The organism is Mammaliicoccus sp. Q-M61 (genome assembly GCF_022386055.1).
GTDB classification, from domain to species: domain Bacteria; phylum Bacillota; class Bacilli; order Staphylococcales; family Staphylococcaceae; genus Mammaliicoccus; species Mammaliicoccus sciuri_A.
In genome coordinates this window covers 30,815-55,309 of the sequence record NZ_JAJNJL010000010.1, presented here as the reverse complement: position 1 = coordinate 55,309, position 24,495 = coordinate 30,815, and the positions used below count along the sequence as shown (strand labels likewise).

Sequence of the window (24,495 nt, the reverse complement as noted above, 5' to 3'; positions counted from 1 at the left end):
TCTCCTTTATCCATATTACTTTACACTAATAATTGTGATACAATGTATAAAATTATGCAATACTGACAAATATGTCACTTAGTGAAGAAATGGGGTTGTATCATGGTATTAATTAACTATAAAGAAACGGAATATTATAATTCTAAAGACTTAGCATTATCTGTTATTGGAGGACGTTGGAAAATACCAATCATCTGGCATTTATTACAAGCGTCACCTCTTAGACTGAACGAATTAGAAAAGAAACTACCAGATATTAATCAGCGTATGCTTATTAGACAGTTGAGAGAACTTGAAGATGATCATATCGTAAATCGTACTGTATATCCGGTCGTACCACCTAAAGTTGAATATAGTCTGACACAAATAGGCAAAGATTTAGAACCTGTTGTTAATGGCATTTGTGACTGGGGAGACGAATTTTTAGACTTTTTAAATACAAAAGATAAAGCCTAATCACATATTGCTTTTAATCGCTTCATAGTTTGCTACAATAAAATAAAAAAGGGGTATTTTATGACAACTCAAAAACTTTCACAAGAAGAACAAGCTGAACTGCTTACAACTTTACAAAAGCGATTCGAAAAATTTCCAGAACGTCATAAAAATATAGAATGGTCAGATGTAGAACAGCGACTAAATAAACATCCAGAAAAATTATGGTCCCTTAATCAAATGGAACAAACTGAAGGAGAGCCTGATGTAATAGGATTTGAAGACGATGCTTATATATTCGTAGACTGTTCGAAAGAAAGTCCTAAAGGTCGTAGAAGTGTTTGTTACGATAGAGCAGCATTAGAATCTAGAAAGAAACATAAACCAGAAACAAGTGTAATGGACATGGTTCATGAAATGAACGTTACATTACTTAATGAAGAACAATATAGACATTTACAAACACTCGGTGAATTTGATAAGAAAACATCTAGTTGGATTGAAACACCTGCAAAAATTAGAGACCTTGGCGGTGCATTATTCTGTGATTTACGTTATGACACAGTATTCACTTACCATAATGGCGCTGATTCTTATTATGGCGCAAGAGGTTTCCGAAGCATGTTAAAAATATAAAATAAAGCTTCCTCAATTTGTCTCAAGAAGACAAGTTCAGGAAGCTTTTTCTGTACAATCATTACCTAACCACTTACACCGTATATTCAACCGGTTATGACATAACTACTGACAAATAATGTGATACAACATACTATATAACCAAAGGAGGTTATGCTATGACAGAGCCATTCAACGTTCAACTAAACATCGACACTTCACAAACGACGACGGATATTTCAATCAGAACCTTTGAACAAGAACTTGGTCATAACCTATTAACGTATATTCAACAATTTGAAACATCCAACCATAAAATAGGTATTAAAACTTCACAAGGAACGTCACTTATTTTAAAAGAAGATATCATTTTTGCAGAAGTTTTTGATAAACAACTGAACATTATAACACTCAGTGAAACACTTACAACTCGAATGTCACTCACTGCCTTACAACAAACTTTGCCTAAGCAGAAGTTCGTACAAATTAGTAAATCGTCTATCGTCAACATAGAACAAATCACCAAAGTATCACCGTCATTCTCAGGGAATTTATATGCAACTTTATCCAATAATAAAAAAGTAACCATTTCAAGAAGGTATGTTAAAAATTTAACTGAAATATTAGGTATATAAGGAGGAAAACATTATGAACAAAATCTTTAAATCTATTCTACAAGGTATCGGTATAGGAAGCAGCATTATGCTCATATTTATCGCAATATTTGAAGTAACAATTGACTTCCAAGCAGTATTCAGCGTTTATATATTCGGTGCAATTTGTGGATTTCTACCAATAGTTTATGAAATCGATCAAATACCACTTTTATTCAAACTCATCATTCATTTAGGCGGCAGTATCATTACGTTCTTTATCGTATCAACAATTAATAACTGGATACCATTACAACCAGCACCACTCATTGGCGGACTCACAACCTTCGCACTGATATTCCTCGTTATCTGGTTTGTATTTATGTATCTTAATATTCAACAAAGTAAAAAAATAAATACAAAACTTAAAAAAATGTAAACAAAGACCCTTAAGGTTCTCACCTTAAGGGCCTTATTTTCCGTTTTTACATGTTTTACTGAAATATCTGAAATTCACACGATATAAATTCCTTATCACACAAAGCGTGTAATCAATACTAAAATATATTATCTATTCATATCTTCTAAACTCATAATCGATTTCCCCATTGATTATGAAAACTTCTCTTATTTAGTGCTTAAAATCTTATAAAGTATAATTTTAGCGCCATGAAAAATTTATAAACCTAAAACTCCCCAAAACATTCTTTGAATCATTTAAATCCCTCTAAAATTCTTTATAACCTATAATAACCCTTTCAAAAAGAGAAAACGTACAATATCACATTAAAATTAAGCTTAACTACAATTATAATCAATTAATAAACTGTGCTATGAACAAATATGTGTAATGCTTTAAACAAAATGTACTACCTATGTGCCAATCGCATCTTCAAAGTGACGATTCAAATATAAACAAATTTCATTTATCGTATCAATCGTCTCACCAAACAAAGCAGAACTTCGTTTGAGAACCTTAAAGTGCTTTTGGTCTTCCTCCAGCCTCACGCATGCAAATATAAAAATTGAATTGAAAAATTCAGTCTGATCAGTAAGAGACTCTCCATATCTCTCGTCCAAATCATCCAAAATATCATCCAAACTTATATCTTTCGGAATCGCCAGTTCCTCCACTCTATGCATACCAATCTTACCTTCAGTAATAAAACCTTGAATGTCGTAAAATTCAAATTTAATGATATTGCACATCTTAACCTCCTTTCCTTGGGGTTGTTATAGGTTATACTCTTATTATATTCAGGACTCATTTAATGTCAACTATTTTCTATTCTTTTTTTATACAAATTCTTTAAAATACAATGAAACGCCGTTAAATCAACGTTTTATAAGCCATAAATTTTAAAAATGTCTCAAAATAAGTAGTTCAAAATCGTAAAATTTTCAAAAAAATTTATTAGACATAATTTAAGTAATAGTAATATTTAAGACACTTTAAACTTCAAAAAATGTAATATAAAAATTAAATTTTTCTCAAAAAAAGTGAAAGAAAAACAAAAAAATCTGCAAAAAATCGACAAAAAAAGACACGACGTAAAAAGTCGTGTCTTGGATTAGAATAATTTTAAAATGGCACCATCTTTAATTGGGACAATATAAACTTATTCAGATCATAATAATAATCCTCATATTTTTGATTTAATTCATATCCATCCCAATTTTCATAAAATGATTCTTCAACAATAAGTTTCATACCACCATTTGAATACTCTTCTATAATTGTTTTTATTTTACCCTTATTATCATCATCTATTAGTGATTCTAACTCGTTTGATAATTCTGGATCAGTAAATGCTAGATTTAATAATAAATTTTCTTCCATTGGTGTTAAATATGTACTTCGTGTTTCTTTACCTTTCTTTTCAAGCTGTACTCTTGAAGCATTTTTAAATCCAATTGATGCTGCTAAAATAAATAAATGCTTAGTTTCAAATTTCTTTTCTTGTTTTAATTTAGCAAAAGTTTCGTACACGCTTGAATACTTTTCATCAGCATAAAACAGTAATTGATTATCTCTTAAAATCCCCATCTAGTATCCTCCTCTTGTAGCCATTTTTTCATCAATTGAAACATATTCAATTTCAGAATGATGTACATCAATTTGATTAATTCTGTACCAACTTCCTAGTCTATTTGTACGCTTAAATACTCTCTCTTCACTTGGTGTTAATTCTGTATCTGTGACTAATAATATCCATTGTCCTGTTAAATCTGGAATCTTCTCAATTAAATTATCTCTGTTCATACCACTAAGTCTGTTAAATGGCGAATCCATGAATAAAGGATAATCTATTTTTTCACCAGAATTTTCTCTTGCTGCAATCTTAGCTAAGGCAGTAATAAATGATAATGCTAAAATTTGTCTCTGACCTTGTGATATATCTTGAGTAATCTTATATTCATTTCTATTAATAGCACCAATTTCAAAGTTTTTATCTATTGTAACTTTATCAATAATGTTTATATCTTTAGGATCTATTAAAGTTTTAAAGATTTCTGTAGTATAAGTACCAATTAAGGAACGTACATCATTACTAAAAGTATCAGATATCTTTTTCAGTTCTTCTTCAAGTTTATACATTAATTTTAATTTTTGTTTTTCAATTGTATATTTACTTTCTTTATCAATAAGTTCTTGGTACTGATCTTTTATTTCCTTCAATTCCATTTCTAAGTTATTAAGTTTATCTTTATTTTTTTCTAATTGGACTGTCATATCAATTTTCTTATTAGTATCTTGATCTATCATTGTTTGAATAGTTGATAAATCTACAGTATTTCTTGCTTGTTCAGCAATATCATTTTCTAAATCTTTAATTTGAATATTTGTTTTATCAATTTTTTCAATTGTTTCTTTATATTTCTTGATTAGACTCTCTAAATCTTTTGTATCACCTTCAAATTGTGGCTCTTTATCTTCAATTAAGCTTAATAATCTTCTAGCAACATCATATGTTTCTGAATTATTCTGTTCTTGTATTAATATTTCAATATGATCTCGAGCAGTATGATTATCACTTAAGTTATTTGCACAAATTATACATTCATTATCTGTAATGGATTTTTCAAGTATTTCTCTTGGAATACTAATTTTTCTATCACCTAAAAAATTCTCTAAAAATAATTTGTTAGTTTTAAAAATATCTCTTGCTAGTAAATAAGGCATACTAGAAAATGACAAATTAAACAACTGAGATTTCAAACTTTCAAGCTGTTGATTTAAAGTTAATAGAACCGATTTTTTGTCTTCAATTCTATCTCTTTTTTCTATAATATTTTTATTTTTATCTAATGTTATATTATGATTTGCAATTGACTCATCAATTGAAGATATTTCTTCATTAATTTTATTATTTGTTTGGTTTAGTTCTTCGATTTCTAAATCTATATCATTAATTTTTTTAGATAAAACTGTTACATTACCATCAGAAGAAGAACTAGTTAATTTATAGTTTAATATCTTACTTTCATCTTTTAATACCTTTTTAGCAAAATTTATTTTGTCTATTTGTAAGAGATTAAATATAGCATTTTTTACTTCTGACCTTACCTTGTTATCAGATTTAGCTAATGTATCAATTTTTTCTGCATCAAAGAGAAAGAAGTCTTTAATTTTTTCATTCATAATTTTATTGATTTTCAAACTTATCTCTTGCTTATCTTTTAAATAATCAGGCATAACATTTCCTGTTTCTGGATCTATTTGCGTTAAAGATACTGATTTTTCCCGTTCTGTTATAATTGAAGGTGATTGTTTAAAAGCACTAATTTTTCTACTTATTTCATATACAATATTTTCATGTTCAAACCTTAAAGTAACTGTTGCTTCACCAGTCCCTGAACTATTCTCATTCAAATATTTAAAATTAGTTAAATGGATCTTATCATTACCAGTATCTTGAGAAATTTTAGTAGACCCAAATAGCACAAACATAATTGCCCTATATATACCTGTCTTACCTTTACCATTTTCCCCAAATAAAATTGTTGTATTACGAGTACCTTCATAAGCGAAATCAACAGTTTGTTTACCATAATATTGTCTAAAATTATTAAGTTCTAATCTAATTAACTTCATCTTTATGTTCCCCTTTAACATATTTATTTATATTGTTTTCAAACCTATTAATTGCTGATTTTTCTTCTGAAACTGTATCAGAATTTGCTAAATCCTCTAAGAATGGTCTTAATAAATCTTCATACTCTTTGTCTAATTCTGCCAAATGCTTGCTCAATTCATTATTTAATGTTGCCATTTTCAAACATCTCCTTCATTTCTTTATATACTTCCCAAGGTTTTTTATACATTAAATGCGACAAATTATAGTCATTCAAAATATTCCCCATATAAAGTTTTGTTTTACTATAATTTAATGCACTGTTACTAAATTCAGTAAATCTAGGTAATTCTTTAGAAGCAATTTTATTAAAGTCATCAAAAGGTAAGCCTAATGGAAGAACAATATAATCATGTAATTTTGCATACCTTTTACCAGTATGCTTTCTTAGAATTCTACCTCTTCTTTGAATAAATTCTTTTGGATTCGAAGTACTAGCTAAAAAGTATGCACTTCTAGTTGCTGGTATATCAACACCCTCATCTAAACATCTAATAGCTACTAATACTTGAATCTGTCCTTCATCAAACATTTTTAGTAATTTTTCTCGTTCTTTATTTTTTATTTCAGAATTAAATTTACTAACTTTTAACCCTAATTCATATAATTTTTTTACTATAATATCTATTTCTCCAGGAGCACAATATACAAGTGTATGCTTTAAATTAGGTAAATCCTCTTCTTTAATATCTTGTATAAACTGAGGAATTTTATTTTCTGCTTTATAAATTAAATTTGCACGTTTTGAATAAAGCCTCTCCAATTTTTCTTTTTCCTCATCGGAATCCTTTTTTAATAAGTTAAATATTTGCATACTAATTTTGTTGTACTCCGACATCTCTTTTTCACTAAAATTAACGATATGAGGATAATATTCATAAGGTGTGAGTTTATCATTTTCAATTGCTTGATCAAGATCATATTGATATACAACATCACCAACTGAATTTTTTATAAAAAATGTACCTTCTTCATCCCACCATCTATCCGGTGTTGCCGACAAACCTAATCTTCCATTAAATTTATCGAAAGGAAAATCTCTATATCCGTTATATGTTAAAGAATGACATTCGTCACATATCAATAAAGATGGTCCTATCATGCGGTTGAATATATTTTTAAAACCAACTGATGATGCAGTTTTATAAGTCGTTAAAAAAACTTGTTCATCAATTAAACCTAGATTATATTCTTGTACAATTTTTTTAGCTTTATTAAACCATGTTTGTTTAGAATTCATACATTTTAGAACATCTATATCTAAAATACTTTCAACATCTTTTGACCATTGTTCTATAAGATGTTGAAATGGAACAATAATTATTATGAGAGCGCGTTGTTGGTTCTTTTTAAACCTTTTTGCGGCTAATAAACTTGTTATTGTTTTTCCGGTGCCTGTTGCCATTTCTAAAATTCCAATATTCTGATTATTAATCCAATTATTTATTGCTATTTTTTGATAGTCTCTTTCTTCAACTTTATCAGTTTTTTGTTTCTCGCTCTTCGATGTGTATAAATTATATTTTTCAATATCTTTTCTATAGGAAATTAACTCCCTATTAATTGAATCAGGCATATCCATAACTTCTAATTCTCTTGTTCTGTTATGCCAAAGATTATCAAAGTCACTTTTTGAATTTTCAATTCTATGTATATCTCTGATGTCAGAGTATACATCAATTTTTTCAAAATTTTCACGTAAACCATAATATGTTTCATTTGCAGATCCAGAAAAGGCTATCGAATAACCAGTTTCATCTGTAAAAACACCAAATTTTTCATGATAAATAGCATTTCCTTTAGTAAAAGCTATCTTAAATTCTAATTGCTCTTTAAATATTAACCACGAAATAACATTCAATGTATCGTCTTCAATTGTTTTATAACCTAATTTAATTTCTTTTAATAAATTCTCTTCAATTATTTCTTCTTTTGCTATATGGCCTTTTTCAATAGCTTCTATATCATCTTCCGATAATTTAGGATTAGCAACTATTCGTATTTTCCCTCCATTTTCTAAAAATACTTCTAATCCTCTAGCTAATAATTTAAAGCTTTCACTCGTAAAATAACCTGATGCACGATCATATGAAACTGAATTTTTTAAACAAGGATAATAAAAATCTTCATATATATTACTATCACTCGACCTATATTGTAATTTAAAGTCTAAATTATTTAACATATTAAATTTCTCCTCTTTCAAAGGTAAAATAACCAATGTCATCAAAATTTAATCTACCTAAATTTAAAATAACGTAATATAATCTATCAGCTTTTATATTAACTAGTAATTTGCTTTTTAAATAATTTAAAAACACATTACTTTCATAAGCATCTCTATAATTATTTTCAAGCTCGTAATAGATAACATCTTCATATGTTTTAAATTCTTTCGACACAATAGGCAACTCGTATTTTGAACCTTGATATGCTTCGATTAGTGAATAACCATTAATTTCAAGAAGGTATGCAATTAAATTAGGTGTTAATCGATTTAATTCTTCATAGTTTATATCAATTTGTTCTAAATCGTTTTTATTAAGATATATCTTATCTTGGAGAAGTTTATCTGCTTTTTTCTTAACCTCTTGTAAAATATCTTCATCAAATACAGTATCTTTCAGATTTAAAAATAGATCATTATCGTATGGTGCTATTTTATTGTCTTCTATTAGATTATCTCTAGTCTGATAATATTTTTGCCTTGAATATCCTTTGTAAACGATACACTCTTCTAATTCTTTATTTGAGAATATATTTGGTAATTCATTCGTAATTACATCTTCGATTTTTCTAATTTTACTATCTTTAACATATAAAAATTGTTTTTGACCTCTGATATTGTCTAATTTAGACTTTATAAACTGTGAAAAACCATATAAATTATCTATATGATATTTCTCAAGTAAAGGTTTATATTTATCATCTAATGACATATCCATAAATAGATCTACTGTATAGATATATTCTTTGTTAAATTCATTTTTAATTAAATCGATGACTTCTTCAAAAAATGGTTCATCTTCAATTCCTTTGACTGATACGACATCATTAAATCCATTAATAAGAATATCATTCATCCTCGCAATTAATTGCTCTAATTTTGTATTACTCCATTTCAAATCATTTAATAAAGTTTTTACATTCGCTGGGCTATTTTTTTCTATATATTTCATTAAAATTTCTTCGGAAGATAGTGACTTTGCGTCTTTTTCATAAATATATAATGTATTTTGATAACCAATTTTATATTCATCTTCATAAAAGTTCTTAATAATAGAATAAAGATGTGTATATGAATTAACCTTATTATCAATCATTAATGTATGATTATTATTAAAAATATCTCTTGGATCAACGTATGGATAATTAGTTAATCCTTCATCGATAATCTCTTTAAGTTGACTAATAAACTGCTTATCTACTTCACTAAAATCATCATACTTATAAGTGTTTCTATCCACTAAAATTACATTTTCTGCACTTGCTACCCTACTAAATAAACTCCTTTGATTAGAAGTTATCTCCATTCCTAACATGGACTTTATTAAATTTTTTACTTTAATAAATCCATCTTCGTTATTAGTAATAATTTCATTTCTGTTATTATCAAAAATATATTCAATCGCTCTAACAATACTTATACTATTCTGCACAAATTTATCTTCTGCAAAGATATAGTTAAATTCATTAAATATAAATTTAAGTATTTCGAACTCAGTTTTATCAATAAATGGAATTTCATTTATTTTAATAACGAGTGTGTCATCATTCAGTTTTGAACTCACATAATCTTTTATTCTACTGTAATGCGTCTTTAATAAAATAATATCTAGTTCATCTATAATAATAAATTTTTCACTTTTCTCTAATATTAGCTTTATTAAATAATTAGATTCTTTTATATTTAAAACATTTTCCAATTCATCTATATGTACTTGATTATTCTTTGTGAATAATAATAATAATAAAGTTTCAATTGTATTGTGTATTCCGTTAGAGATGATATTCTTTCGTACTTTTTCTTGAATTTGTCTAACTCTTTCTCTAGTTACTCCAATGTTAATTCCTATTTCACCTAACGTTTCCCCACGCGCTCTACCACTTATAACTTTTTTCTGATTATCATTTAAAGATTGGTCAATAAATGTTTTTATTTCTGAAACTTTAAAGACTTTTTCTATATAATCTATAATTATTTCTATCAATGTATAATCCTCTAACTGATTACCAAGTTCATATATATACCTTTTATCATCACGAAAAAGATTAGAAATTTTAGTTATTTTTACAAATTCATTAATTCTATAGTGACTTATCAACTTATAATTCATATGATTTTTTAAATTTGTCAAGCTTTCATTCATTTTTTTATAGTAATTATCCAAATTAACATTATTATCTTTACTATTACTACTTAAACGTTCAATCAAATTTAATCCATATTTATATGGTTCATCTTTTTGTAAGTTTTCTTCACTAAAGTAAATATTTATAAAATCAGCATAATTAATATTATTTTCTTCTAAAGTATATCTAAGCTCATTATTGAAAATATCACGATAGTCTTGTCCGCCTGGTTTTATCATGTTATTTAGTTCAAAGTATTCATATAGCTTTTTTATATAAGTCTTACTTACTTTCTCTCTTTTCTTATAATCTTCTATGAGCATCTTAAATGATCTATAATTTTTGTTTTTTTGATATTTACAAAAATTTTTAAAGTGATCGAACTCATCTCCAAAAATTAATTTATCCATATCATATCCAAATCCATTTACATAGGTTAAAACCTTTTTCTTGGATTTTATATTTGAACTATACACTAACTCAAATCCACTACTTAAAAGCTCTCTTTTAAAATATTCTCTTTTTTCTTTGGGAATATATTTATAAAAGCCTTCTAACGGCATATAGTTAAAAAAAAGATCTGAATTAATATTATGGTCCGAAATAAGATTAGATAATGAGAACATATTCAACGATAGCGATTCAAACCTTTTCTTATCGTCTTCAACATATATATATGGATATAAATTATATTCAATTTTATGAAATAAATTAGTATTCCATTCCCCTTTAAAACTGATTCCCCTAATATAAAGCTCTTTCAAAAACAAATTAAAATCACGTTGATCATCTATGTATAATTTTCTTAAGTTAACGATCAAATCATCACAATAATATTTTTTCATAAGTTGGCTGTGCGTTTCTACTTTCTTTAAATCTGTATAATGAGGTATATCGACAATCTGAGACATTTAATCCTCCTTAGATCTATATAAATAAATTAAAATAATCTTTATCTACATTTTATACAATTATACTACATTTACAAGAAAATGTTTTGAAATATTACGTTAATAATTTCATATTAAATATATTTCTTTATTTTATTAGACTTATAATTTTTTTTGCTTATTAATACTTTATTTTTACTGTGTTATATTTTTAATTTATCCTTATCCCCCCCATACACAAAAAAACCCAACATGACTTTAATGTCATGCTGGGTTTATAACTTCCGCTTCTACCTCATTATCAAAGTGATAACCGATTGTATATGTTGTGACTGTGTTTTCTAATATAGGGCTTTCGCTATCTTCTCTGTTATGTCGTACGTTCTTATGTGCTTCTTTGAATACGTCTGATTTTAACCAGTTTTTGAAGCTTTGTTCTGATTCCCAGATTGTAAGTATTTTTACTTCGTCGTATTCTTCGAGGTTGTTTGTTTTTGTTACATACATTTTCTTGAATCCTTCGATTGTTTCGATACCTTGTCTCATATAGAATCTTTCTATTGTTTCGTCTGCTGTTCCTTTATAGAGTTGTAATTTATTTTCTGCCATAAACATGTTATTTCCTCTTTTCTATTTTATACTTTTACGAGTTTGGCTACGACGACGATTCGTCCTGATGTGAGTGAGTATGGGTCTTCACATGTTGAAAGTGTGACGATCTTGTCGTCTTTATTAATTTCTGTTGTTGTTGAGATTTGTGATTTTTTTAATGTTTGTTCTAGAAATTGTTCATATGTTGCTTTGTCTTTAAAGTCTGTTTGTATGTAATTATCTTTTGTTGTCGTTTCATATGCGCTAATGACTTCTAATTGATATTTACCGTATTGTGTATCGTACTGGATTGTTTTGTGTTGATTATAAAATGATTGATCTAAATATTTTTCTACGACGTCAAACATGGTGTTATCTCCTACGTGATGTCCATATATGACGGTATTCATTTTATCGTGCTTTGGTGTATTACGATAATCCATAAAGATACTACCTTTTCTACTTTCTTGTTGTTCAAAGTCTTTCTTTAAGTAGTCTTTGTTGTCTTTAGATTGTAGTATCGGATAGTTCAATGATGTGCCTTCTAGATGTATCCATCCTATGATATCTTTGTTGATGTTACTGAGTTGTTTGAATTGTGGTCGCACGGTATTGGTGTTTGTCATTTGTGTATAATTTTGTTGTAAATGAATGTAGCGTTCTTCCGCTTCTTTATCTTCTTGCTTATTGTGAAACATGACATATCCAGACCATATGATGACAGCGACTAATGCTATTTGAATGATTTTAATGATGATTTTCATGAGGCGTCCTACCCTTTCTCTTACAAATCAACATGCCACATTCTGGGTCATGGATGATTTTCGCATCGATATTATATACGCGTGAAATAAAGGATTCTGTTACGACTTCTTCTGGAGGTCCTTGGATGACTTGATTGTTATGTATACATACGATTTCATCGCTATATTCTATCGCTTGGTTAATATCATGTAACACCATAATAATGGTGATATTAAAGTTCTCTTTAAGCGATCGGATAATGTCCAACACTTGATATTGATAGTTTAAATCTAAGTAAGTCGTTGGTTCATCTAGCAACATATATTGTGGTTCTTGCGCAAGTGACATTGCGATATACACACGTTGTAATTCTCCGCCTGACAATTCACTAATGGGTTTATCTTGAAAGTCTTCTAATTCTAGTTGATGTAACACATGCTGAATGACTTCTTCTTGTTTGATATCTTTCTTCAATATGGATTGGTAACTATATCTTCCACATTGTACGACTTCTTTTACTGTAAAATCTTCTGGCGCACGGTTAGTTTGATGTACGGTTGCTAACTGCCTTGCTAACGTCTTTCTATTTAATGATGAAATAGCTTGATTATCTATGTAAACAATACCTTCACTCGGTTCTAAATTACGTGATAATATTTGTAACAATGTTGATTTACCTGATCCATTAGGTCCGATGATAGTTGTAACGGCGTGCTTTTTGAGTTGTATGTTTAACGATTTAAAAATATGCTTTCGCTGATATTTGAAACTAACGTTCTCTGTTCGCATGGACATACGCTCCTTTACAAATAAGGTAAATCAAGAATGGCCCACCTACTACAGTTGTTATCGTACTCGCTGGTATTTCTAAAGGTGGCGCTATTGTTCGACCTGCTGTGTCTGCTAATAATACGAGCCAGGCGCCAAATATAATGGAATAAGGTATGACCTTTTTATAATTCGTTCCAACGATACGTCTTATAATATGTGGCACGATTAAGCCTACAAAAGCTAATTGACCAACGATAGCTGTTGCACTACTTGCTAAAAATACAGCAACTAAACCGACGATGAGGCGGTATTTCGTAATATTAAAACCAATATTATGCGCTTGTTTATCTTCGAATGATAACAAGTTCACTTTGTTTACTAACATGAGTGCGAATATAATCCCTATTGTTGAAGTGACGGCGATTATATAAACATCTTGCCATACTTTCATCGTTAAACCTGTTGGTAACTGCATAACAGGACTCATAGATAAAAGTTCTATTACACCATTTAACATGGCGTATATCGCAACACCTACTAATATGAGTCTAATCGGTGTTATGTGATAACGTGATACTAATAGGAATAATATAAGAAACGGTATAACCCCACCAATAAAGACGAATATCGGTAAATAGAAATACAAGGTAGGTAAAAATATAAGTATGACACCTCGTGCAACAAGTGCACCAGATGTCACACCAATAATATTCGCTTCAGCTAGAGGATTTTGTAATACCGCTTGTAGCAAAGCCCCTGATACACTCAGAGCAGCTCCAACAAATAACGCGATGAATATTCTTGGCATGCGTAAATCAATAACTGCATCTACTTGAGGTTCAGTACCTGTTGTGAGTTTCGTGATGATTTGTTCTATACTTAAAGGTAACTTCCCACTTACAAGCGATATATAAATTGTTATGACAAGCATACATAACATGATCCAGAACGTGAGTCGCGAATATTTTTTCATGTTTTAACCTCTTTACTTATTATATAAAATGTCATAAAGCTGTACTAACGCATCGTCAGCTTTAATACTTGCTGTTATGCCAAATGGTATTTCTTCTAAATCATAAACTCTATTATTTTTAACTGCGTCAAAGTGTTTCCATATATCATTTGTACTAAACTCTTTCTTAAACATTTCTTTTACTTGATCTGGAAAACCATGTGGCAATCTTAAAATAATATCAGGATTAACTTTATAAAGTTCTTCAGTATTAGAAGATAAATAAGCTCTTGATTCATTTTGTATAACATTCTCTCCTCCAGCAATTTTCACTAAATCACCTATATAAGAGTGTTCTGTTGCTACAAGATAACTACCAGGTACACCCATAAGAATTAGTACTTTAGGGCGTTCTTTGCCTTGAATCTTAGCTTTAATTTCAGCTTCGGCATTTTCAAACTTTTTATTAAGTTTTTTAGCCTGTTCTTTACGGTTGAACGTATTACCCATTTCAGTGATAGATTTCTTCAAACCATTTAAACTGTCGTAATCATAATAAGTACCTTTCATTTTAAGTTGTTCAAACACAGGATCCATCTCAGATTTAATTGTTGTAACCGTTAATACATGTGTTGGATTAAGTGATTTCACAACTTCAACATTTGGTTTTTTAGGCTGACCAATTTCAGGTACATCTTTATATCGTTTCGGTAAATCTTTATAAGTTGTCGGTTTACCTACGATATCTAAATCTAATGCATCTAAAGTTTCCGTTAAAGCTACAGTAGTTGGTACGATTCTGAATTCTTCTTTCTTCTGTTTACTTGCAGGTTCTGATGATTTACTAAAGTTGATGTTACAAGCCGCAAGCAGACAGCTACATATAAGTATTAAACTTAATAGCGATTTGATCTTCATTTAGATGCTCGCTTCTTACCTAAGAAGAATGAACCAGCTAATAACAATACTGCACCACTGAAGATAAGTGCATATGTCATCGCATCTCCACTGCTACTTGTTGAAGGATTAACGAGTTTCATGTTTGTTGAACCATCTGCGTTACGATCGAAACTTGGATTAGCTTTATCTGCAGTTGTAGAACTTGTTGCATTGTTACCACTTGTCACAGCTTGATTTGCAGGTGTGGCAGGTGATGAACTATGACTTGTTGAACTATTTGCTCCAGATGAAGCATTCGAAGATTCGGCTTTTTGGTCATCTGATTGTGTTGTCTGATTGTTTTGAACATTATTAGAATCATGACCTTTAGTGTCATCATCTTTACTTGGTGTGCTGACAGGTTGTTGTTGTTCATCACTTGTGTCTGTATTTCCGTTGCCAGATGCCGCTTCTTTATCAAATTCAATTCGTGTTGTGTAATGATTGTCGTAATTAATTGCTGGTACAACAATGTGCACTTTAGATGTTAATACTTTTAAATCTTTCGGCTTTTCAAAGCGAATGATTTTTGTATCTGCAGATTGATCTTCTGACACGGTTGTGACATTTAATTTTTTATCATGATCGAATAATTCAAACGACTTCCAATATGAAGCTGATTTCAATGTTAATTCAACATATTGTTTACCATTTTCTTCAACAATACGTGCAGGTTTCACCATATATTGGTCCATATAAGATATTTCACTTGAACCATTTTTATAGACCATGTAACCTAACGTTGAAGTTGCTTTTTCTTGTTGAGTTGATCCTTGGTTGGAGCCAGACGGATTTTTAACTTTATCAGGAATTGGCACTTCTTTTTTTGTTATCGGCTTATTATCATTCTTAGGTGTTTCGTTCTTTGATGTATCCTTCTTAGGTGATTCATTCTTTGATGTATCTTGCTTTGGAAGTTCTGTTTGTGGTTTCTCATGATTCGTATCCTTGGCAGGTGCTTGTTGTGTATCTTCATTATTCTGCGTTGTATTATCCTGCTTTTGGTCAGTCGTTGATTGGTTTGAATCATCTTTTGCTTTATCGTTTGAATCTACTTTTCCTGTATCTTGTTGATTTGAATTCTGAGTTGTCGGTGCACTAGGAATAACTTCTTTAAAATTTACATGAGTTGTATATTTGTTGTCATAATTGATTGCCGGTACAACAATATGAACTTTTGAAGTAAGCGATTGGCTACCTGGTTTAACTTTAAACTTAATGACTTTAGTATCAGCTTGATGATCTTCTTTAACTGTTTGAATGGCTATTGCGCCTGATTCATCATACAGTTCAAATGACTTCCAATAAGAAGCACTTTTCAAAGTCATCTCAACATACGTTTCCCCATTCTCAAAATATACCTTTGCTGGTTTCACCATATATTGATCCATATATGAGACTTCATTTGATTTATCTTTATTTACAACAAAATCAATTGTCTTACTTTCCACTGCTGATGCTTGTTCTTCTGCTGCTTCAACTTTTTTCATTGTTGTATGACTAAGCGGTTCATAAGTGTTGAATGAAAGAGTTGAGAATAATAAAGAAAACGCTAATAGTGACTTAACATTTTTCTTCATTAATTATGACCTCTTTTCAATTTTTTATTGAACATAAACGTAACGATTAATAACATACCCGCAACAATTGGAAGGACTGTGATCATTACTGGTGTGCCTGCGCTCGTTTGAGGATTTTTCACATCTTGTGAAGTTGTAGAAGTAGTAGAACCACTAGATGGTGTACTACTATCTGAACTAGTTGATGCTGCTGTTGTTGAATCTTTTGAAGCATCACTAGATGAATCTGCTGCAGCCTGTCCAGAAGGTTCTTTCACGTCAAATGTGATTTTATATTTGTTATCGTATAAGAACGGTTTACCATCGACTTTTTCATTGATATAAACATCAATTGTTCCAGCAAGTTGTCCAGATGTAGAATTCACTTTAAAGCTAGACGTTCTAACGTCTGAACCTTTATCTTCACTTACGATACTTTCAGCAGAACCATCAACTGTAATTCCTTTGATCCAATGACTGTGATTCATCGTTAATTGAAGTTGCTTTTCACCATTCTTAACAACTAACTTACCTGGTTTATTAAAATAATCATTTGCAATCGAAACATCTGAAGTACCATGTTTCAATACTGTGTAATCAACGTCATAAGTACCATCCTTCACATCAGCAGAAGCCACCTTACCTACACCTACTGATAATAAAATAAGTACTAATAACCCAATATTTAAAACTTGTTTAAACCTTTGCATAATATACCTCCTTTGTAAATTTATTGAAATTCTCCTTCCATCTTATAATTTAATTGATAATAGTTATCAATGTCAATATTATTTTCTGTTTTAATAAATAATTGGTCTTTAAAATTTTATTTCATGGAATTTAAAAAATAGATTAATGGAATAATTTAGGATGTAACTCAATAACATATAAATTTGAACATTCTTACTTTTATATGTACAATGGATGTAATAACTGAATAAATGTCCACTGGAAGTGCCTTATTATAGGCTGAGACTGAAGTAGTGACTTCGGGATTCCTTGAACCTGATCCAGTTCATACTGGCGTAGGAAAGTGGCGTATATAAGCTTACTTATACTTATAATTAAATTTTTACGCTATTTTTCTATCCAGAAAAATAGCGTTTTTTATTTGGAGTGATTTCATTGTTTATTGCTGTTACACCGTATAAAGACTTAGATGTTGCTGATTTAGAACATTATTTAGAGATTGCAGAAGAGATTGATTTGTTATTACTGAGAGTACCTATGACACGTGATGATCTATGCTGGGTGCTTGATTATTTATTAGCAAATGGCTTTCCTCAAACGAAATTAATGATTCATTCTGATAGGACCATACTTGAAAAATATGATTTAAATTTTATTCATTTTCGTGAAGATGACGTGCACGCATTTGAATATAAAAAGCTTCATCCTCATATATCAGTCAGTATGTCTACACATTCAGTTGAAAGTGTGAAACGTGCACGTGAGTGGTCTTTAGATTTCGTATTCTTTGGTCACGTGTTTGACACACGTTCTAAACATGGTCTTAAACCAAGGTCTTCTAAAGAAATAACAAATGCAGTATCTATAGATATTCCTGTTTATGCAATTGGTGGTATAGATACGTATTCTATTAAGTCGTTGCCTCATGGTTTTGAAGGTGTTTGTGCAATTTCATTTTTCAGAGATCGAAGTTTGCGTGAAATTCAGTTATTAAGAGAGGAGTGGCTTGCATATGTATGACGTGTTAATTGTTGGTTCAGGCGTCATGGGCATGTCTATTGCACGTGAATTAGCACTTAAGAATGATTCATTGTCTATCGCTGTGATAGATCGAGATGTTCCTGGATTACATGCATCTTATAAAGCTGGTGGCATGTTAGGTGCACAGAATGAATTTATTGAAGATACACCCCTTTATCAACTTGCATTACGTTCGAGAGATTATTTCGAATCACTTAGTCATACGTTATATAAAGAGACGAATATCAATATTGATTATCAAGCGCACGGTTTAATTAAAATGGCCGCTTCACAAGAAGATATCGACAGTTTAACAGCGCAATATCGTTTTTTGAATAAACGCGATCGTTCCGTTAAGACGTTAGATAGCTCATCACTTCGTCATCTTTCAAATCATACGATTGCTTATAATCATAAAGCGATTTATATTCCATTTGATGGGCAAATTAATGCCAATCAATATGCTAAAGCTTTATTGAAATCTATTGAGTATAAAGGAATTGAGCGCATTTATCATACTGAAGTTAAATCCATACATCGCTTAAATGATGCGTTTAAAGTGCTCACTGCAAACCAAATTTTACTTTCCAAAAAAGTCATTGTTGCTGGCGGTGCATGGAGTCATCAGTTATTAGCAGACTATGAAATTGAGCCTAAAGTAACAGGTGTTAAAGGCGAAGTTCTACTGTTGGAACATCCAGATTTAAAATTAGAACAAACACTTTTTATGACGAATGGCTGTTACATTGTCCCGAAACGTGGCAATCGATTTTTAGTGGGTGCGACGAGTTATGTAGATGACTATACTGTAGGCACATCAGTTGAAGGAGAAAATTGGTTAATGCGTCAAGCGTGTAAATACATTCCATTATTATCAAGTAGTCGACTCATTCATAAATGGTCGGGAATCAGACCATACACTGATAATGAATGGCCGATTATGGATGAAATCGATAAAGATTTATATATTGTTACGGGTCATTATCGTAATGGCATATTACTATCACCTATCATCGGTAAATTAATGGCTGAATGGATTGTTTATGAAGAAAGACCTACGTTATTAGAAGCATTTAAAGTGAGGAGGTGTGTCCATTTATGAAATGTATTATTAATGGTGATGAATTTAATTTTGAAGATGCATTAACGTTGTCAGATTTACTAGACTCGCTGGAATTAGATAAAGATAGAATCATCGTTGAATGGAACGATACACTCATTAAAAGTGAACAATTTAATGATATTACTGTTAGAGAATCAGATAGATTAGAACTACTAGAATTTGTTGGAGGCGGATAAAATGTTAAAAATAGGACCATATGAACTCAACTCAAGATTATTATTAGGTACTGGTAAATTTAAAGATGAAGAAACACAATCTAAAGCAATCCAAGCATCAGGTGCAGAAGTGCTCACTTTTGCTGTAAGAAGAATGAATCTATATGACAAATCATTACCCAACCCATTAGCAAATGTTGATTTAAATCGATTTATTACTTTTCCTAATACTGCTGGTGCACATACTGCAGAAGAAGCTGTACGTATTGCAGAAATTGCCAATCATGCTGGGCTTTGCAACTTAATTAAAGTAGAAGTCATTGGTGACGATAAGACTTTACTGCCAGACCCAATCGAAACTTATAAAGCATGTGAAATATTATTAGATAAAGGCTTTATTGTCTGTCCATATATTTCGTGTGATGTTGTATTAGCTAAACGACTTGAAGCATTAGGTGTTCACGCGATTATGCCACTAGCTTCTCCAATTGGAACAGGTAGAGGTCTTAATAACCCACTCAATTTAAGATATATCATTGAACAAGCTAACATACCCGTTATCGTGGATGCTGGTATTGGTTCACCGAAAGATGCTTGTTTCGCGATGGAACTTGGTGCAGATGCAATTTTATTAAATACTGCCATTTCTGGTGCGAAAGACCCTGTCAAAATGGCTGAAGCGATGAAATTAGGTATTGAAGCCGGACAATTAAGTTATGAGGCAGGTAGAATTCCTGTTAAATATACAGCACAAGCTTCAAGCCCAACTGAAGGATTAGGATTCTTGTAATGGAACGATACGAGCGACAAATGAAGTTTCAACAATTCGGCGCGCATAGTCAAGAAGCATTGCAGAATACACGTATATTGATAATGGGTGCAGGTGCATTAGGCAGTCATGTTGCAGAACTACTCGCTCGCATGGGCGCTCATCAATTAACGATAATCGACATGGATATCGTTGAGCTTTCTAATTTACATCGTCAAGCACTCTATGATGAACGTGATGCACAGGAAATGCTTCCTAAAGTTGTTGCTTTAAAAAGGAAAATCAAACAGATTAATCAGCATGTTGAATTAAATGCTATCCATCAAGAATTAACGGCTCAAAACATTGAAACCATTATTCAAAATGTCCAACCAGACATAGTAATCGATGGCATGGATCAATTTGATATGCGCTTTTTAATCAATGAAGTCTGCCATAAATTAAACATTCCTTGGATATATGGCGCAGCAGTCGGAAGTAAAGGAACTGTTTATGCAATTGATTATAGCGGGCCTTGCTTAAGATGTATCCTGCAAAGCGTACCTCAAACTGGAGAAAGTTGTGCGATAAACGGCGTGCTACCACCAGTCGTTCAACAAGTAGCCAGTTACGAAGTGTCAGAATTACTCAGATATGTTGCAGGAAAATCTTTTTCCAAAAAGCTCATAACAATCGATACATTTGAAATGAACATACGCGCAACCAATATTAATTTATTAAAAGATGATGACTGCGTTGTCTGTGAACAAGGGATTTATCAAACATTAAACACACCACCCCTTTCATCAATAGAAGCATTATGTGGAGATACGTTCATGTTTAGATTTAAACAACACGCATTTGAATTAGCGCATCACTTCCCAGGACGTATCGCTAAAGAAAACGCATATGTAAAATTTATAGCATATGACGATATGACCATGACCTTATTTAAAGACGGTCGCATGAACGTACGAGGCATAGCATCACAAGAAATCGCAGAAGATATATATCAACAGTTTAATAGGTGTATAAGGTAGGGATCGGGATAGGATTGGACCAAGTCTTGGAGGCAGTTGCGGGTGAAGTCTTGGCTTTATTCAGTACTTAAGCCATAACTTGGACCATCTCTTGGCTTTATTTGGTACTTAAGCCATGACTTGGGTGATCTCTTGGCTTTATTTGGTACTTAAGCCAAGACTTGACCTATCTCTTGGCTTTACTCGGTACTTAAGCCATGACTTGGACCATCTCTTGGCTTTATTCGATACTTAAGCCATGACTTGGACCATCTCTTGGCTTTATTCAGGCGTTAAGCCAAGACTTGCCTCTTCTCTTGGCTTTATTCGGTACTTAAGCCATGACTTGGAGCGTCTCTTGGCTTTATTCGGTACTTAAGCCATGACTTGACCTATCTCTTGGCTTTATTTGGTACTTAAGCCATGACTTGCCTCTTCTCTTGGCTTTATTCAGGCGTTAAGCCATGACTCACCTATCCAATATCTCTTTCAAAACAATTGCTTGATTGTGTTTTTCGTCTTTGGCGCCATACAGTATGATGAGTGTTTGTTTATTGTCTTTATAAATTTCTTTTAGCTTATTTAAAGCTTCTTGTTGATCTCCGGATTCGAGTTCTTGTTTATATTTTTCTTTGAATGTTTCAAATTTGCTTGGTTCGTGATTGAACCATTTTCTTAATTCACTAGAGGGTGCGATGTCTTTTAACCAATGATCTAAATTTGCTTTGTCTTTAGATATCCCTCTCGGCCATACTCGGTCCACTAATACTCTTACACCTTTTTCATCAAGATTATTATAAATTCTATCTATTTTACATGCCATGAATAATCGACTCCTTTATATATATTTAGCCTACAGAAGTGAATCTTAAACCATAAAAGAAAACGCTTAATGTGTTATACTATATCTCAAATGGTAGGTTTAATTTCTAAATAAAAAATCTCGAAATGATGAACGGAGTGAATTTTTTTATGACTCAATACGACAGCCAGATTTTAAAAGAAAAATACTTAAATTTATTAGCAGAAAAGTTTGATGAAGAAGAAAAAGTAGCAACTGAAATTATTAATTTACAATCTATTTTAGACTTACCTAAAGGAACAGAACATTTCGTAAGTGACTTACATGGTGAATATCATGCATTCCAACATGTTTTAAGAAATGGTTCTGGTAATGTGAGAGCTAAAATTAATGATATTTTTAAAGAGACACATTCTGAAGAACATATTAGTGACCTTGCTGCACTCGTTTATTATCCAGAAGAAAAATTGAAACTTGTTAAAAATCAATTTGCATCGAAATCAGAATTAAATGAATGGTATATTGAAACAATTCAACAGATGATACATCTTATTTCATACGCTTCAAGTAAGTATACACGTTCTAAGTTACGTAAAGCTTTACCAAAACAATTCGTATACATAATCGAAGAGTTATTATATAAAAGCAATGTCTATAACAATAAAACGACTTACTACGAAACAATTGTTCAAAAAATCATTTCACTTGGTCAATCGGATAAACTGATTATTGGTTTAGCATACACGATTCAAAGATTAGTCGTTGACCATTTACATGTTGTAGGAGATATTTATGACCGTGGTCCTGAACCTGATAAAATTATGGAAACGTTAATTAATTATCATTCTGTTGATATCCAATGGGGTAACCATGACGTATTGTGGATTGGCGCTTATGCCGGTTCAAAAGTATGTTTAGCGAACATTTTAAGAATATGCGCGCGTTATGATAATTTAGATATTATTGAAGATGCATATGGCATTAATTTGCGACCTTTAGTTAATTTAGCTGAAAAATATTACGGCGATAATACTGCATTTCATCCAAAAAAACATGCCGACAAAGAACTATCAGAAGAAGAAAAACTTCAAATCACTAAGATTCATCAAGCAATCGCCATCATTCAATTTAAACTAGAAAGCCCAATTATTAAACGTCGTCCTTCATTTGATATGGAAGAAAGACTCGTACTAGAAAAAGTAGATTACGATAAAAATGAAATTACTATTTACGGTCAAACGTATCAATTAGAAAATACATGCTTTGAAACCGTTGACCGAGCAAATCCAGCACAACTAAACGAAGAAGAAGAGGAAGTCATTAATAAACTTCTACTTTCAGTACAAGAATCTGAAAAACTGAAACGTCATATGAACTTTTTAATGAAAAAAGGTAACTTGTATTTAAAATATAATGGTAATTTACTTATCCATGGCTGTATACCCGTAGATGAACAAGGTAATATGGAAGAAATGGAAATTGACGGTAAAGTGTATAATGGGCGAGAATTATTAGACCAATTCGAATATCATATTAGAAATTCATTTAGTCGTAAACATGAAACAGATGACTTATCTACAGATTTAATTTGGTATTTATGGACAGGTAAATATTCTTCATTATTCGGTAAACGTGCCATGACAACATTCGAAAGATATTTTATAAAAGATAAAGCATCACATAAAGAAGAAAAAAATCCTTATTATTACTTAAGAGAAGATAGCGATATGTGTCGTAAAATGTTAGAAGAGTTTGATTTAGACCCTGAACAAGGTCGTATTATCAACGGTCATACACCTGTTAAAGAAATTGATGGTGAAAATCCAATTAAAGCAAATGGTAAAATGATCGTTATCGACGGTGGATTTTCAAAAGCTTATCAATCTACAACAGGTATCGCAGGCTATACATTGCTGTATAACTCATTCGGTATGCAACTCGTTGCCCACAAACACTTCGGTACAAAAGAAAACGTACTACTCAACGGGGCTGATGAACTATCCGTTAGACGCGTTGTAGATGAAGAACTCGAAAGAAAGAAAGTTCGAGATACAAACATCGGTGCCAAACTGCAAGAAGAAATTCAAATGTTACAAGAATTGATGTCATATCGTTATATAGACTAAAAGAACCGCGAAAACTAACGTGAGCTGTTAGTTTTCGCGGTTTTTCTTATATGTTATTTGAAAAAGAACATGTGACTTTTCAAATATTAGCGCACGATATCTCGCAGTCTTCGTGCGATACGACCTGATTTTGCACCTTAGCGCACGATATCTTACAGTCTTCGTGCGTTATGCCCCTTTTTTATACCTTAGCGCACGATATCTTACAGTCTTCGTGCGATATGCCCCTTTTTT

The 24,495-nt window shown here is 31.1% G+C and carries 24 protein-coding genes and 1 riboswitch; of the genes, 10 read left to right on the top strand and 14 right to left on the bottom strand.

The features are described from left to right. The first annotated feature begins 102 nt into the window (after positions 1-102). The 4 genes from LQ677_RS11850 to LQ677_RS11835 all read left to right on the top strand — a co-directional run bounded on the left by LQ677_RS11850 (position 103) and on the right by LQ677_RS11835 (position 2,082). Positions 103-456, top strand: coding sequence for a winged helix-turn-helix transcriptional regulator (locus LQ677_RS11850; protein WP_037589866.1), 354 nt, complete (start codon positions 103-105; stop codon positions 454-456). A 60-nt stretch (positions 457-516) separates the two neighbouring features. Next, positions 517-1,071 (top strand): DUF4256 domain-containing protein, encoded by a 555-nt coding sequence (locus tag LQ677_RS11845; protein ID WP_239748895.1) that lies wholly within the window; start codon positions 517-519, stop codon positions 1,069-1,071. 158 nt (positions 1,072-1,229) lie between these two features. Beyond that, positions 1,230-1,685, top strand: a complete 456-nt coding sequence (locus LQ677_RS11840) for a LytTR family DNA-binding domain-containing protein (protein ID WP_126476392.1) — start codon at positions 1,230-1,232, stop codon at positions 1,683-1,685. A gap of 13 nt (positions 1,686-1,698) precedes the next feature. Further along, positions 1,699-2,082, top strand: a complete 384-nt coding sequence (locus tag LQ677_RS11835) for a DUF3021 domain-containing protein (RefSeq protein WP_048539982.1) — start codon at positions 1,699-1,701, stop codon at positions 2,080-2,082. A gap of 434 nt (positions 2,083-2,516) precedes the next feature. Here LQ677_RS11835 and LQ677_RS11830 read toward each other — a convergent pair whose 3' ends face one another. The 13 genes from LQ677_RS11830 to isdC form a co-directional block, all read right to left on the bottom strand. Continuing rightward, positions 2,517-2,852: a hypothetical protein gene (locus tag LQ677_RS11830; RefSeq protein WP_037589869.1), complete on the bottom strand. Its 336-nt coding sequence runs from the start codon at positions 2,850-2,852 to the stop codon at positions 2,517-2,519. A gap of 373 nt (positions 2,853-3,225) precedes the next feature. Continuing rightward, on the bottom strand, positions 3,226-3,690 hold the full coding sequence (locus LQ677_RS11825; protein ID WP_204173426.1) for a hypothetical protein: 465 nt from the start codon (positions 3,688-3,690) through the stop codon (positions 3,226-3,228). Next, a complete protein-coding gene (locus LQ677_RS11820) occupies positions 3,691-5,739 on the bottom strand; it encodes an AAA family ATPase (protein ID WP_204173427.1) in 2,049 nt (682 codons plus the stop codon). It abuts the gene before it with no gap. Then, positions 5,726-5,917, bottom strand: a complete 192-nt coding sequence (locus LQ677_RS11815) for a hypothetical protein (RefSeq protein WP_107566179.1) — start codon at positions 5,915-5,917, stop codon at positions 5,726-5,728. The genes LQ677_RS11820 and LQ677_RS11815 overlap by 14 nt, the downstream gene beginning before the upstream one ends. Beyond that, positions 5,901-7,964, bottom strand: coding sequence for a DEAD/DEAH box helicase family protein (locus LQ677_RS11810; protein WP_204173428.1), 2,064 nt, complete (start codon positions 7,962-7,964; stop codon positions 5,901-5,903). The genes LQ677_RS11815 and LQ677_RS11810 overlap by 17 nt, the downstream gene beginning before the upstream one ends. A 1-nt stretch (position 7,965) precedes the next feature. Further along, the gene (locus LQ677_RS11805; protein ID WP_239748894.1) at positions 7,966-11,043 is read right to left on the bottom strand and encodes a sigma factor-like helix-turn-helix DNA-binding protein; all 3,078 of its coding nucleotides are present in this window, start codon (positions 11,041-11,043) and stop codon (positions 7,966-7,968) included. 243 nt (positions 11,044-11,286) lie between these two features. Then, complete coding sequence (locus LQ677_RS11800) at positions 11,287-11,637, bottom strand: antibiotic biosynthesis monooxygenase (RefSeq protein WP_126477304.1); 351 nt, start codon at positions 11,635-11,637, stop codon at positions 11,287-11,289. Positions 11,638-11,657: 20 nt separating this feature from the next. Further along, positions 11,658-12,377 (bottom strand): class B sortase, encoded by a 720-nt coding sequence (gene srtB / locus LQ677_RS11795; RefSeq protein ID WP_126477303.1) that lies wholly within the window; start codon positions 12,375-12,377, stop codon positions 11,658-11,660. Then, positions 12,361-13,146 (bottom strand): ABC transporter ATP-binding protein, encoded by a 786-nt coding sequence (locus tag LQ677_RS11790; RefSeq protein WP_239748893.1) that lies wholly within the window; start codon positions 13,144-13,146, stop codon positions 12,361-12,363. Before LQ677_RS11790 ends, srtB begins: the two co-directional genes overlap by 17 nt. Continuing rightward, the gene (locus LQ677_RS11785) at positions 13,127-14,101 is read right to left on the bottom strand and encodes a FecCD family ABC transporter permease (RefSeq protein ID WP_239748892.1); all 975 of its coding nucleotides are present in this window, start codon (positions 14,099-14,101) and stop codon (positions 13,127-13,129) included. The genes LQ677_RS11790 and LQ677_RS11785 overlap by 20 nt, the downstream gene beginning before the upstream one ends. A gap of 12 nt (positions 14,102-14,113) precedes the next feature. Next, on the bottom strand, positions 14,114-14,998 hold the full coding sequence (gene isdE, locus LQ677_RS11780; RefSeq protein WP_126477300.1) for a heme ABC transporter substrate-binding protein IsdE: 885 nt from the start codon (positions 14,996-14,998) through the stop codon (positions 14,114-14,116). Then, positions 14,995-16,599, bottom strand: a complete 1,605-nt coding sequence (locus LQ677_RS11775) for an NEAT domain-containing protein (protein WP_239748891.1) — start codon at positions 16,597-16,599, stop codon at positions 14,995-14,997. Before LQ677_RS11775 ends, isdE begins: the two co-directional genes overlap by 4 nt. Further along, positions 16,599-17,288, bottom strand: a complete 690-nt coding sequence (isdC, locus tag LQ677_RS11770) for a heme uptake protein IsdC (RefSeq protein WP_126477298.1) — start codon at positions 17,286-17,288, stop codon at positions 16,599-16,601. The genes LQ677_RS11775 and isdC overlap by 1 nt, the downstream gene beginning before the upstream one ends. 230 nt (positions 17,289-17,518) lie before the next feature. Then, a riboswitch (TPP riboswitch) is annotated at positions 17,519-17,627 on the top strand. 67 nt (positions 17,628-17,694) lie between these two features. Between isdC and LQ677_RS11765 the strand changes: the two genes are divergently transcribed. The 5 genes from LQ677_RS11765 to LQ677_RS11745 are packed head-to-tail and all read left to right on the top strand — an operon-like array spanning position 17,695 to position 21,354. Continuing rightward, on the top strand, positions 17,695-18,288 hold the full coding sequence (locus tag LQ677_RS11765) for a thiamine phosphate synthase (RefSeq protein WP_374199844.1): 594 nt from the start codon (positions 17,695-17,697) through the stop codon (positions 18,286-18,288). After that, the gene (locus LQ677_RS11760; protein WP_239748890.1) at positions 18,281-19,390 is read left to right on the top strand and encodes an NAD(P)/FAD-dependent oxidoreductase; all 1,110 of its coding nucleotides are present in this window, start codon (positions 18,281-18,283) and stop codon (positions 19,388-19,390) included. Before LQ677_RS11765 ends, LQ677_RS11760 begins: the two co-directional genes overlap by 8 nt. Then, positions 19,387-19,587, top strand: a complete 201-nt coding sequence (gene thiS, locus LQ677_RS11755) for a sulfur carrier protein ThiS (RefSeq protein WP_025905802.1) — start codon at positions 19,387-19,389, stop codon at positions 19,585-19,587. Before LQ677_RS11760 ends, thiS begins: the two co-directional genes overlap by 4 nt. Before the next feature lies 1 nt (position 19,588). Then, the gene (locus LQ677_RS11750; RefSeq protein ID WP_239748889.1) at positions 19,589-20,356 is read left to right on the top strand and encodes a thiazole synthase; all 768 of its coding nucleotides are present in this window, start codon (positions 19,589-19,591) and stop codon (positions 20,354-20,356) included. After that, a complete protein-coding gene (locus LQ677_RS11745; RefSeq protein WP_239748888.1) occupies positions 20,356-21,354 on the top strand; it encodes a ThiF family adenylyltransferase in 999 nt (332 codons plus the stop codon). Before LQ677_RS11750 ends, LQ677_RS11745 begins: the two co-directional genes overlap by 1 nt. Before the next feature lie 448 nt (positions 21,355-21,802). On the opposite strand, the gene LQ677_RS11740 is transcribed toward LQ677_RS11745, so the two are convergent. Then, the gene (locus tag LQ677_RS11740; protein WP_239748887.1) at positions 21,803-22,156 is read right to left on the bottom strand and encodes a DUF488 domain-containing protein; all 354 of its coding nucleotides are present in this window, start codon (positions 22,154-22,156) and stop codon (positions 21,803-21,805) included. A 149-nt stretch (positions 22,157-22,305) separates the two neighbouring features. On the opposite strand from LQ677_RS11740, the gene LQ677_RS11735 reads away from it, so the two are divergent. Then, entirely contained in the window at positions 22,306-24,261 is a 1,956-nt protein-coding gene (locus tag LQ677_RS11735; RefSeq protein ID WP_239748886.1) for a fructose-1,6-bisphosphatase, read from the top strand. Positions 24,262-24,495: the final 234 nt, after the last annotated feature.